Genomic DNA, 11,576 nt, shown 5'->3' with positions numbered 1-11,576 from the left:
CCACCTTGGCCTTAAACGCCGCATCAAACCGCCGCCGCTTCCGCGCCATCTGAAACCTCCTGATGACGCCACGATACCCTCATCCACGAGCCAAAGAAATCCACCTTAACCCGTGGTCCGAAAATTGGGGTCCACTTCAGTCTTACTGAATAGTGACTGTTGGCGATAATGCAAAGTAAGGACTTCTTAAATGACTGCGATGAAGTGGATTACTTTTGACCAAGCAGTGGAAATCACACATGACATGTCAAAGGGTCAGGTAATACAGGAAATTGTATTGAGGGCAGACGTTAGAACACTACGCGATGAAATACCTGTGGAACCCGATTTATTAGCCGTGTCGGCCGATCTACCGTCTCCGGCATTTCGTTGGTACGGCCTCATTGAAGATCGCGTTTTTTCCTTAGAATTTGATGAAACAGCTTATAACTCAGAGCCATCTGCGTTAATCTCTACCCCGTACCTAAGTCGTCAAGATCAGTCTGGCGACTGGACGGTTCTCACGGAGTTGCTGAGCCTTCCAAATTCGATTCAAGTTCGATGTCCCAAGTATGTTGCAAGTAGAACAATCGACCCCGAGCATGTCGTCTTCCTCCCTACTGGAAGGGGCTGGGATACTCCAGTCTATCTGGCGGCATCATTGGAGGAAGCCGAGCAGTTGGTGCGATTTTTATCAAACAACGTGCAGCAGGCGGGTTACTTTGTAGGCCCACCGGAACCGTTGGGTGATTGGAGGATTACTCAAGGCGAACAGGAGTACAATCGTTCATATGTCACTCTAAGTAGCACACTTCAAAGTGCCTGTGATTGGTCCATGCGATATCCAGAAAGATTGTTTGTTGTGCAAGACATTTCGAGAAGTAGCGATCGAATGTTTCAGATATGCAACGGTCAGATTGTGGACTCGGTCTCTGGTATATGGTAGCCGGAGTTATTGCAACTGAAGCCCACGGGAAAAATGTCCTGTCCTGTGTCAAAAGTAAATTCACGGTTCGGTCGCGGCAGGGTGGCACTGCTGGGCCATTTACTCCCCCGTGTGCCACTGGCCTCTAGCCAGTGCGAAGTGGGGACCAGGTTGCAACCTTTTTCAGCAGCAAAGAGACTGGCCAGAGGCCATTGGCACACCTAAGATGCGGAAGCTGGAAATCTCGTTGCCAGTGCCACCCGGCCGCACGTCTCACGTAAATTCCGGGATGAATTACATTCACATCCCGCATACTTTTTTCCAAGAGAGGCACAATGACGGTGGATATATTCACAAGAAGCGGAGCGACCTTCAGCCATGCCTCACTTTCTCGTGTATTGAGTGCGTTTGTCTTGGTTTGGGTCATGGCGATGGGCTGTAACAATGCTCTCAACCCGCGACAACCATCTGCAGCAACGCAGGCATCCAAGGACCTAGCGGATATTGATGACCTAAAAGTGATTTACTACCCTCGAGACCCACCCCTTGAAGTACCAGAAAACGCCTTCGACAAGGCTGCCATGCTGAGTGCTCTCAAGCAACAGCAATTTGAATCCAGTGAAGAGAGGCCCCCTGGCTTGGCAGAATGGGGTATCATCGCTTACTCATCAGGAACGGAAGCCTTCCGTCTAGATTTGTACGCCGGTCGTGGGGAACTCGCCCACGACGCCGCAAACGACCGCTACTTCTCTTGGGATTATTGGAAGGTATTCGAACAAGAACTGATTAACAACAAGAGTAAGTTTGCCTCTTATGTTAGTCCTGCAAAGTGAACAGCCTGTTGCGTTCACTTTTTGCACTTTTATAGCCCCAGGAATTGGCCTTCCGAGGGAGGGAAAAGTGACCAGGACGGCACTGTAGAACACTCAAGGACTTCCATGACCCGCGAGTGTCCTGACCCGTTAATTCGTTGCAATGACTTACATACCCCGGCCACGGCATGCTGGCACGGCCAGGCCATTTACTCCCCCGTGTGCCACTGGCTTCGAGCCAGTGCGAAGCAGGGACCAGGTTGACAACCTGTTTCAGCCACTACGACACTGGCCAGAGGCCAGTGGCACACGTACGATGCGGAAGTTGGAATTGGTCGATGTCTGCACCACCTGGGCCGCCCCTCTTTCGCCGACAGGAAGTAAGTAGTGAATGTCTATTGTTGCATACGACCAGCGATAGCTGTATTCGCCTATGCAGTATTGTGCAGTGGCTGTCAGGGTAGAACGACAATACCCCAGTTCAAACCCGTTAAAGGGATGTCGGCAACCGTTTATGCTGTACCCGATTTAGGGATTTCAGCTATTGCTAAGGTAGAAGTGCCTCAGGATCAGTTGCCGCTACTTGTGACTCTTCTAGAGCCCAGCGAGGTGTACCCATTTAAAATCTCTCAGATTGCCAGCTACCACGTTGCGGATATTGTTGTGGAGCACGTTGACGGGACTTCTACCCATGTAATGGTACGATGGACGGGAGATAATCCTGCAGCTGTCTCTCTCGATAACGGCGCATCATTTTTCTGTGGAGGCAGCGATGGTTTTTCCAACGGGGCACTCAGAATAGTTCACTTGCTCAACAAATATGACTACCAAAACCGCGAGGCAGGGGGGTGATATTTTGGCGATCCCCTCTGTCGAAGTTCCCGAAGACCAATTGGCCTCAGCGCGGCATGCTGGCACTGCCAGGCCATTCACTCCCCCGTGTGCCACTCGCTTCTAGCCAGTGCGAAACAGGGATCAGGTCGACAACCTGTTTCAGTCATTAAGACACTGGCCAGAGGCCATTGGCACACTTAAGATGCGGAAGCTGGAAATGTCGTTGCCAGTGCCACCCGGCCGAATGGACTGTTCCTTCATGGGAAAGTGAAATGGTGAAACGGATTTTGAATTGTTTGGTCTTCCCATTGATTGTTGCCACTATCCTTGCTTTACCTTGGAATGGCAGACTTGCGGCTCAGCCACCGTCAAAGAATCGTGCTTATGCCCAACAGTTTCAGTTATCGGAAGCCTTCCTGGCGAGTTTCGAGGCGGGCGATCTAAAACGGCAGCAAGTCGTGTTGCAGCGCATGAAGCAGCTGGTGGCGGAAACCCCTGAGGGGCCCTATGTCTACTCGCCCAAGGAAATTGATGCAGCCCTGAGAGACCTCGACAAGGCACTTTCGACATCGCCAGAAAATTTGGAGTTGGCCACTCGATTCCAGTTTCATGCCAATCAAGCGGATGAACAAAACAATCTTGGCAATCCGGCTGGGGCGTTGCGACATTACGCTTTGGCCACTCAGGCAGCCCACGCGGTTTACGGGAGGCAGTCTTTTTACTCGATTTTGCTGAATATATCGTACGCCCGCAATGAAGCGACACCGGAAGCGGATATGGCTAGTGCGATCGCACGCTTGAAAGCAAGTTTGATCGATATCGAGGCAATGGGCTTAACCGATAGCCATCAGCACTGCCACGCCGTTTCGTGTCTGTGCAGGATCTACGCCATGCAAGAAGACCTGAAAGAAGCCACAAAATATGGTCATCAGGCAATTGAAATTCATCAGCGTCGGAAAACGAACTTCGGTAGTCAATACGCTGAAATTGTCTCAATCCAGGCGCTCCTGCTGAACAGGATGGAAGAATACAAAGAATCCTTGAAAACAACCAGGGCCGCCCTATCCACCGAACTTCCCAGTGTCGGTGTCGAAGCACGATTCACAATGCGGATCTTTCGTGAGTACGCGGCTGCAAAGGTCAAGCTTAACGATCCAGAAAATGTTTCCGTTGCCTACGATCAAGCGTACGCTTTGGCAAACGCAATCCCGGGCTGCCCAGACGACACGAAGCTTACCCTCCTCACCGAGCATCTTGAATTCTTGAAGAGCCATGCGGAAGAAGCCCGGGCCAGGAATATCGAAAGTCAAATCGCAAAACTCCGAGGCTTCACCGCGACGCGCAGCCGATATTCCGATCCGCAATAATACGGCGTGTTACCTTCGAGACGGATGCGTCAGACGGCCAGTGCGAAGTGAGTGGAAGGCTGATGGGGGTAACGCTTATATGGGGTTGAACCCATCGCAACGGAAAGCATGGCCACGCAGGGCCGTGGCCATGGCACCCGGCGGCCGGGATGTCGAAAGAACCACTTTGGTTGTCAATAGCTACACATGGCGGATTACTTTGGAGTCTTGTTGCACTTGAAATATTTCGTTACATCAACACTCTACAGTGACAGGCACCATCTGGGCGGAACAGGCCGATACAGACCTACATCAAACTCCCTTAACGAGTCGTGAGAAGCAGTTTTTCCCTGCTGAAAACCAATCTTCCGTTTTCAATACCCCGGCGGCAGGCTGGCACGGCCAAGTCATACACTCCCTCGTGTGCCACTGGCTTCTAGCCAGTGCGAAGCAGGGGCCACGTTGCAACCTGCTTCAGTCATTAAGACACTGGCCAGAGGCCAGTGGCACACGTTGGAAAGGCTGCCCCTGTCAGGCACCACTTAAGCACTATTCACGTCGACGTTGGTGCGTCGAGACGCACCCTACGAACTTCCGTTAGAATACTCGCATGCACGATCGCATTTTTGCTTCTGAACTGGCGCGGTTGGTGCTTCGGCTTGGGCCGGCGGATCATGTCCAGGGCTGCGCTGCGTGCTTGATGCGACGCGACGGTGAATTGGAATTGGGGCCAGCTGGTTCGCGTGAAGAGCTGCTGCGAATCTATCGACGACGCGAGCACACCGCCCAGCGACAAGAGATCGTCGTCCCTGGCGGGCAGGAACTGGTAGCTGCCCTGGCCTCCGCGACGGTCGAATTGGTTCACGTCGTACCTGTGCACGACGCCGCCTGGTCTGGCTATGTCTTCCTCGCGAACTCAGGAGAGTGGAAATGCCTTGGTTGCGTTTCCACGCCTGCTGGCGAAGAGCGATCGCGCGTGTGAATACGAAGCACCTTCGCGCGGCATGTTTGCTACGGCCAAACCACCAAACCAACCGACACCACAATCGCCTGGAAGAAGAGAACCAGCAGGCAGACGGGGATCGCGATGACCATCAAACCGCCGCGAACATAGCGGAAGGCCAGGCCGATCAGCGTCGCGGTGATCAGGGTGGACAGCCCCTTGGGGATCGCCAGGTCGAAAGGACTGGTCAGGCCACCTGGCGGAACGACGATGGCCGGTACGTAGCTCACCAGCATCATCAGCCAGCTCGCCGAGAGAATCACCACGCCGGCCCCGTCCGACCGCCGCGACGCCGTCCCGGTACTTGCGGCCGGCGAAGCAAACGGATTCATGTCGTCGGTCTCGGCCATCATCCACTCGCGGAAAGAAGTTCGCATCGAAGGGCAGGGAACCCCAAGCACAACGCACCGAGCCTCGCCTGCCGATCGCATCTTACCGAAGACGCCCGCCAAACGCGACGCATTTCGCAGCGCTATCCCATGGGCACAACTAGTTTCTAACCAGTCCAAAACGACGACAAACCTGCCGGCTATTGGTAACATTCAAGAGACTGGCCAGAGGCCCGTGGCACACTTAAGATGGCAGGTTGAAATTGGCCGATGAGACTGGCATCTGGCCGTAGTGTTCAACCTTCTCCAACCGACAAGCGTTCTCGTTCAATTCACATGAAAGCACCGCGTTCTAAACCAGCGAAGCCTGCGGCCGCGATTCCGTCGCCCGATGGCAAGCCTGTGATTGCGTTTGCAACGACCAACAAGCTGGAACGATGGCTTCACAAGCATCATGCCGAGCATGGTGGTGTTTGGATTCAGTTCTTTAAAAAGGAGAGTGGCCACAATAGCATCACGTATGCCGAGGCACTCGACGTGGCATTGTGTTACGGCTGGATCGATGGCCCGGTGCGCAAAGGGGATGAAGTCTCTTGGATCCACAAGTTCACACCGCGGGGGAAACGAAGCGTGTGGTCTCAAGTCAACAAGAAGCATATCGAACGCCTCACTCGCGACGGCCGGATGAAGCCTGCCGGTCACGCGGCGGTCGATTTGGCAAAGTCCGATGGACGTTGGGACGCCGCCTATGCCTCGAGTTCGACGTTCCAAGAGTCGGAAGCATTCCTGGCCGCGCTCAAGAAGTCTAAAAAGGCAACTGCCTTCTACGCGACGCTTTCCAAGTCCAAAAAGTACGCTTTCTATTATCGGATCCACAACGCCAAGAAGCCTGAAACGAAAGCACGTAAAGTTGTGGAATTCATCGCCATGCTCGAACGCGGAGAAACCTTCGGCTGAGCCCCGGTGCCATGGTCACGGCCCTGCGTGGCCATGCTTTCCACCGCGAAACGATCACGCACTTCGCACTGGCAAGTGGCACACGTACGATGACAAGCTCGGGTTCGTGGCTGCCTGAGCCACCCGGCCGCCGAGACGCACCCTACCGGCATTCCGTCTTCCCCTGATGGAAATCAACAATTCAGGAACTAGTTCGATGCGTTTGTTGATCCTATTGATCTCCATCGTGATGTGCGGGGGCTGCCACTCGCAGCCTGCGATACCAAGGCTTCCGCCGATCAACACAATTAAGGCGACCGTTAACGCGGTACCGGAGCTTGATATTTTGGCGATCTCCTCGGTCGAAGTTCCCGAAGACCAACTGGCCTCATTCGCCCGGCTCGTAACGCCGATCAAACCATGTTCACAATCCATTGATCCCACAATTCATTACCATGTCGCCGACCTCACGGTGGAGCATCGCGATGGAACCTCGACTACCCTGCTTGTGAGATTCACAGGACATAACCCGGCCGCAATCTCACTTGATCATGGTGAATCGTATTATTACGGCGGCACGGATGAATTTCCGGCTGAAGCAATCAGAATCATTCGTTTACTTCATCAATACGATTATGACTCTCGCAACTGATTCTTGGAGGCATTGAAGCCAGGGTGCCATGGTTACCCGGCCCTGGGTAGTCATGTTTTCCACCGCGAAACGATCACGCAATTCACACTGGCCAGAGGCCCGTGGCACACTTAAGATGGCAACGTCGGATTCGTTGTTGTCCGTGCGGCCCGGCCGTTTTGGGTCTGGGGCTGGCCGTTCGTTCTATCGGTGCTCATCAGGGGCTCGACTCTTAATCGGTTATCCACACCATGCGACGCATCCAATCCATTGCCACTCGGAATATCGTCGTTCAGTTGATCCACGTCACGTGGGACAAGTCTGGACGGGGCGGACGCGCTGCCGAATGTCGCAACCGCATCCCCTTGGCCCTGACGCTGCCTGAACAACTCGGCTCCGATATTGGACGTCATTTTTTCGTCCACGAAAGTCACTGGAGCCACACCAACGTATTTGCGAATGAAGTCAACGGCGCCGTTCGTAAACTTAATGCGTCCGAGGGATTTCAGTACCGCTGTGTTTCCGTCCGAGTCACCGATACAGGTGCTCAATTAGACTGGACCTGGCGCGAGAGCGAGGGGATTCCGCCACGGATGGTCTGGGATGACAACGGCAACACTTCGCCAGCAAGCCATCGTGTCGACATTCCAATAAATGAATGGATGCGTGCACGTTGGAATGCGCGATTTACGTGCGTCGACACCGGAACCTGGTGGTACGAGTCTGTCGTCGCGAATGTTGGTGTAATATCCGACGCCAACATCCCAGCCGACTTCTTTACTCGCTCACAACCGATGGACGAATACCTGCAGATGGCGCATCTGCGATAAGACCGCATCGCAATGGACTCCCGGCCCAAGGTGCCATGGCAAGCTCGAGTTAGTTGCTGTCCGTGCCACACTGCCGTCAAGAATGGTAGATGGGTCTTTACTCGAACAGTCATGAATTCTAGGGAATCGTCTTTCCGAACTAGGGCCATTCGCACTGCTCAATCTTTTCGTAGAACTCTCCCAAGCAGAGCAATATTGAACCGCCTGATATTTGGATGGTGCCTCCATTGGTAAAAATGATCGAAGAGTTCAGCAGCGACTTTCCACGCAGCAACGGCGTATGGTACTTGTCATTGGGGTCGTTCGTTGAATATTCAAATTCTGCTTCGCTCACCCAAAACTCGCCAGAAGACACACTGGAAAGCACAATGTCTTTGCATCCCGTCAGGGATAGTGAACCACGAACTGCCCAGACATCGGCAACATGCGATTTCATCGGGACGGCACAGTAGCAAATAAGCGTTTCAAATTTTATCTCACAGTCACCAGTGCTTTGAATTTCGATTTTCTCGATTCTGGCATCATGAAAATCGCACATCAGAAGTTCTTGCTTCATATCCATACTGTCTCATTCTCCCGTGGGCCACAAAGAACCGCCCAGGTGCCATGGTCACGCCCCGACGGGCATCCTCGCCTCACGCGGGCTTTCGATTCCCTCCTTCACCATCGGCACCGGCTTCTTCTGCCCCATCGATGAATTCCCCCTGCGTGAAATGGATCCCTGGCGGCCCATGCCGAAGGATGAGCGAGCGAGGGACGAACTGCAATTTGTTGGACGCATCAATGGCGTTCTACAACGTAATCAGCAGCCCAAGATCGAACGGCTCGGTCAGATCTATTCGGACGTCACGGCCAACCTGCTAACCACGTTCCGGGAACTCGATCACTACCCGCATCGACAATACGGCGAATACTTGGGGGCCTGGTCAGCGAAAAAGCAGATTCGCGGGGGGGACTCAGCTGAAACTCTTTGGCCGGATGGCGAAGGCCTGAAGGTTTATGCCTATCTCAAACCTTTTCGGGCGATCAAGGATCTGCTGCGGTGGTTGGGGGGCCAGGGATGCCCGATGCTTGTTGTTGGCGACGGTTTGAATGTGGCGGAACTCGCCAAGTCGCTGCCACCCAATGTCCGCCTGGCGGATCGGCATATCGATCTGGCCACGGTGGTCAAGTCGTGCGACCTCGCGATTATGAACGGGAATCACGGAACCTGCTGTGAGTTCCTCCTGGCCGGGCGGCCGGTGTTTCATATCCCTCTCACATTTGAACAGGCCGTCTTCAGCCGTCGAACGCATGAACTAGGCGTTTCGCTCGACGCTGTGCCCAATCAAACTCAGCAAATCATTCAGCAGTTATCCGCGATAATGAAGTCTGGTTCGTTTCGCGATCGCGCTGAAATATTCGCTGCACAGTATGTGGACTTCGATTCGGATAAAGCAATCGAGCGGTGCACTGGTATCCTAGAACAGTCCCTTTAACGATTTAGTGGTAATAGACTCGTGAGTTCTCCTCGGCGATTGATTCCGGCAATGTGCTTTGAGCCGATCTTTGGTCCGCTGGCCGGTAAGCGGGTTGGACTGGTCGATGGCGTCGCTCAGAATGTAGGGGACTGCTTGATCTACGCAGCGACGCGGCAGCTGCTCGACTACTTCCAAATCAATTGGCGAGCGGTAGAGCCAGGCGAAACCGTGGACATCGATACCCTGCTACTGTTCGGCGGCGGTAACTTAGGCAGTAACTATCACGGAGAAGTGCGCAGGCGTCAGACGGCACTGGCTACCGGATTGCCTGCGATTATCCTTCCTCAGTCGGCGTACTCCCACGAACCGGTCGGCAACGCCACGGTTTACCTGCGAGAACGTTCCGGCCTGAAATTCTATCCCCAGGCTCGTATCGCCCCTGATCTGGCCCTAGGCTATCAGCACGTTCCACAGAAGTCTACCAAACCAGGCGGGCTATTCCTGCGAAAAGACGGCGAAGGACGATTTCTCAGCCCAAAGTATCAAAACCGGAGCCTCGGTGACCCGATTCACTTCGCCAAGTCCTCAACCGATTACGTGCGTTTCGCAGGGCAATTCGAACACGTAGTCACCGACCGGATGCACTTTGCGATCGCTGCCATGATGAATCAGGTGCCTACCGTCTTGCTTGAGAATCAGACGCCGAAAAATCGTGGCATGTGGGAGTGTTGGCTTCGGGACTTGGGGTGTGGCTGGGCGAACATTTCAGATAGCGATTAATTGTTGAGTTGTGGCCAGATATTCTTGTACCTAAGGTCGCCACCGCTGTTTCACATCTCTCTCACGTTCGAACCGGCCGTCTTCAGCCGTCGAACGCATGAGCTTGGCGTTTCGCTCGATGCAGTGCCCAATCAAACTCAGCAAGTCATTCAACAGTTATCCGCGATGATGAAGTCAGGTTCGTTTGGCGATCGCGCTGAAACATTCGCCGGTCGGTATGTGGAATTTGATCCCGACCACGGGATTAAACGTTGCGCTGAGCTCATTCAACAGTCCCTCTAGTCTGTGGATCTACAACTAGTAGGGAGACGCCAAACGTCAGCAGGACTCAAGAATGCCCTCTTGATCAGCTCATTTTTACGATTAAACTCGTCAGCCAACTGCCAATGCCAAGCACACTCTATCGCGTCTTAATTTATCGAGGAACTAGAAACCTGTCAGATGCCGTGCAAGCTTATTGCATGGCTCGACTGCTGCCTTTTCCGTTAGTGGGCGTGTACCGGGATGCCGCATATGATTTGATCGACAACGAATCGTTGTTCGTCGTAAACCGCTGGCTCGGAGATCGGACGCCTAGCGACGCCAATTGCCATTTTTCCTGGGGTTTTCCTCGGACGACGTATTCCTGAACAGATGAATTGGATTCATCGTAGCAGTTTTCTCTTGAGAGCTCGCGACCGAGTAACGGCATAACAGTGTCGGAAAGTCGGGATATTCGCTGAGGCAATTGGCTGCGACACGATAACCTTGCCACGCTATGTAGGACCGAGGCAAGGCACTAACCTGCCCCCCATTAAATGAACATAATTCGACAAAAACTAATTTACCGAATGGACACGGGTGAAGGGCGCAGGTCAGCCGTAAAACAGCCTGCTAATGAAGCTGTATATACTTGAGCAGGCCGTCTCGACGGAAATCCCATGTGGTTGGATGTGCACCAGACCCCTCGATTTCGTGGGCGTCGTCTTTAATCGTCTTATCTGAATTGCGTCGCAAGAATGCGTCGTCAACGGCGGCGACAGAACTAGAAATGTCCTGTTTTTTCGAGGCGCTTTCGATCAAATGTAGGTACGTGACCCAATACAATTCTTGGCCCACTAGTTCCAATTCCCCTATAGTATATTGGTGTCCCCTTATTAGGGAATCAACTCCCTTTGAGTACTCTTGCCAGAATGGAGTGCTCAATTCTGAAACGTCCTTGCGCGACGCGAGGCTCGCAAGATTCTCACCAAGGTCATTGCTATCTATGGCCCACGCTACGTGCGTAAAAACCAGCAATGGGTAGTTCCCTGCAATCGTTGAAACCGGGACTTCTCCGGAATCAGCCTTGCAAGCCAGTAACTGCATCACCTCGGTGTAACGCTCTAGCGTATGGGACAAGTCGTGCTTTGAGCACCACGAAATTGCTTCTGCGCTATTCCTGCATTCTACTACTGTTATTGCGAGGTAGTTCATTAGAAGGGAAGTGAGGCTCTTCATTTCCCTAATTAGGTTCCCCTTGGAACGCCAATTCTCAACACCTTGCCGATAAACTTCAATGAACTCGTGTCGTTTCTGTTTATTTACCATATTGCTCTGTTGAACACCCAACAACGTCAACCTCTTCCAGCTAACGCCGCAGGGCGTAGGTCAGGACTTTCAGGGCGGCTTCGGTCAGCATGGCGGATGGCTTCCTTGCAGACAGGGTGGAACCGACCGTTCGTTTCAGGCC

The 11,576-nt window shown here is 53.3% G+C and carries 12 protein-coding genes; 10 read left to right on the top strand and 2 right to left on the bottom strand.

The window, feature by feature from the left end; all coding sequences use genetic code 11:
• Positions 1–190: 190 nt before the first annotated feature.
• The 5 genes from AB1L30_RS01130 to AB1L30_RS01110 all read left to right on the top strand — a co-directional run bounded on the left by AB1L30_RS01130 (position 191) and on the right by AB1L30_RS01110 (position 4,878).
• The gene (locus AB1L30_RS01130; protein ID WP_367011487.1) at positions 191–925 is read left to right on the top strand and encodes a hypothetical protein; all 735 of its coding nucleotides are present in this window, start codon (positions 191–193) and stop codon (positions 923–925) included.
• Positions 926–1,239: 314 nt separating this feature from the next.
• Positions 1,240–1,737 carry a hypothetical protein gene (locus tag AB1L30_RS01125; protein ID WP_367011486.1) on the top strand — a complete coding sequence of 166 codons (498 nt, stop codon included), beginning with the start codon at positions 1,240–1,242 and terminating at the stop codon, positions 1,735–1,737.
• Between the two features lie 477 nt (positions 1,738–2,214).
• Positions 2,215–2,568 carry a hypothetical protein gene (locus AB1L30_RS01120; RefSeq protein ID WP_367011485.1) on the top strand — a complete coding sequence of 118 codons (354 nt, stop codon included), beginning with the start codon at positions 2,215–2,217 and terminating at the stop codon, positions 2,566–2,568.
• 254 nt (positions 2,569–2,822) lie between these two features.
• Positions 2,823–3,917, top strand: a complete 1,095-nt coding sequence (locus tag AB1L30_RS01115; protein ID WP_367011484.1) for a hypothetical protein — start codon at positions 2,823–2,825, stop codon at positions 3,915–3,917.
• 589 nt (positions 3,918–4,506) lie between these two features.
• Positions 4,507–4,878, top strand: coding sequence for a hypothetical protein (locus AB1L30_RS01110; protein WP_367011483.1), 372 nt, complete (start codon positions 4,507–4,509; stop codon positions 4,876–4,878).
• 29 nt (positions 4,879–4,907) lie between these two features.
• On the opposite strand, the gene AB1L30_RS01105 is transcribed toward AB1L30_RS01110, so the two are convergent.
• Positions 4,908–5,276: a hypothetical protein gene (locus AB1L30_RS01105; RefSeq protein ID WP_367011482.1), complete on the bottom strand. Its 369-nt coding sequence runs from the start codon at positions 5,274–5,276 to the stop codon at positions 4,908–4,910.
• 288 nt (positions 5,277–5,564) lie between these two features.
• Here AB1L30_RS01105 and AB1L30_RS01100 point away from each other — a divergent pair, with 288 nt between their 5' ends.
• The 3 genes from AB1L30_RS01100 to AB1L30_RS01090 all read left to right on the top strand — a co-directional run bounded on the left by AB1L30_RS01100 (position 5,565) and on the right by AB1L30_RS01090 (position 7,625).
• Entirely contained in the window at positions 5,565–6,185 is a 621-nt protein-coding gene (locus AB1L30_RS01100; RefSeq protein ID WP_367011481.1) for a YdeI/OmpD-associated family protein, read from the top strand.
• A 196-nt stretch (positions 6,186–6,381) separates the two neighbouring features.
• The gene (locus AB1L30_RS01095) at positions 6,382–6,816 is read left to right on the top strand and encodes a hypothetical protein (RefSeq protein WP_367011480.1); all 435 of its coding nucleotides are present in this window, start codon (positions 6,382–6,384) and stop codon (positions 6,814–6,816) included.
• A 230-nt stretch (positions 6,817–7,046) separates the two neighbouring features.
• A complete protein-coding gene (locus AB1L30_RS01090; protein ID WP_367011479.1) occupies positions 7,047–7,625 on the top strand; it encodes a hypothetical protein in 579 nt (192 codons plus the stop codon).
• Between the two features lie 139 nt (positions 7,626–7,764).
• On the opposite strand, the gene AB1L30_RS01085 is transcribed toward AB1L30_RS01090, so the two are convergent.
• A complete protein-coding gene (locus AB1L30_RS01085) occupies positions 7,765–8,187 on the bottom strand; it encodes a hypothetical protein (RefSeq protein ID WP_367011478.1) in 423 nt (140 codons plus the stop codon).
• A gap of 169 nt (positions 8,188–8,356) precedes the next feature.
• Between AB1L30_RS01085 and AB1L30_RS01080 the strand changes: the two genes are divergently transcribed.
• Together AB1L30_RS01080 and AB1L30_RS01075 are read left to right on the top strand one after the other, a co-directional pair.
• A complete protein-coding gene (locus tag AB1L30_RS01080; protein ID WP_367011477.1) occupies positions 8,357–9,103 on the top strand; it encodes a nucleotide disphospho-sugar-binding domain-containing protein in 747 nt (248 codons plus the stop codon).
• Positions 9,104–9,124: 21 nt separating this feature from the next.
• The gene (locus AB1L30_RS01075; RefSeq protein WP_367011476.1) at positions 9,125–9,865 is read left to right on the top strand and encodes a polysaccharide pyruvyl transferase family protein; all 741 of its coding nucleotides are present in this window, start codon (positions 9,125–9,127) and stop codon (positions 9,863–9,865) included.
• Positions 9,866–11,576: the final 1,711 nt, after the last annotated feature.

The organism is Bremerella sp. JC817 (genome assembly GCF_040718835.1).
Taxonomy (GTDB): Bacteria; Planctomycetota; Planctomycetia; order Pirellulales; family Pirellulaceae; genus Bremerella.
Note: the sequence above shows the minus strand (reverse complement) of the source record. Positions and strands in the feature narration are given on the sequence as shown.

Coding starts and splice junctions, on each gene's coding strand:
- AB1L30_RS01115 (WP_367011484.1), top strand. CDS start 2,823: ATGGTGAAACGGATTTTGAATTGTTTGGTCTTCCCATTGATTGTTGCC.
- AB1L30_RS01095 (WP_367011480.1), top strand. CDS start 6,382: ATGCGTTTGTTGATCCTATTGATCTCCATCGTGATGTGCGGGGGCTGC.
- AB1L30_RS01120 (WP_367011485.1), top strand. CDS start 2,215: ATGTCGGCAACCGTTTATGCTGTACCCGATTTAGGGATTTCAGCTATT.
- AB1L30_RS01090 (WP_367011479.1), top strand. CDS start 7,047: ATGCGACGCATCCAATCCATTGCCACTCGGAATATCGTCGTTCAGTTG.
- AB1L30_RS01110 (WP_367011483.1), top strand. CDS start 4,507: ATGCACGATCGCATTTTTGCTTCTGAACTGGCGCGGTTGGTGCTTCGG.
- AB1L30_RS01100 (WP_367011481.1), top strand. CDS start 5,565: ATGAAAGCACCGCGTTCTAAACCAGCGAAGCCTGCGGCCGCGATTCCG.
- AB1L30_RS01080 (WP_367011477.1), top strand. CDS start 8,357: ATGCCGAAGGATGAGCGAGCGAGGGACGAACTGCAATTTGTTGGACGC.
- AB1L30_RS01085 (WP_367011478.1), bottom strand. CDS start 8,187: ATGGATATGAAGCAAGAACTTCTGATGTGCGATTTTCATGATGCCAGA.
- AB1L30_RS01130 (WP_367011487.1), top strand. CDS start 191: ATGACTGCGATGAAGTGGATTACTTTTGACCAAGCAGTGGAAATCACA.
- AB1L30_RS01105 (WP_367011482.1), bottom strand. CDS start 5,276: ATGCGAACTTCTTTCCGCGAGTGGATGATGGCCGAGACCGACGACATG.
- AB1L30_RS01125 (WP_367011486.1), top strand. CDS start 1,240: ATGACGGTGGATATATTCACAAGAAGCGGAGCGACCTTCAGCCATGCC.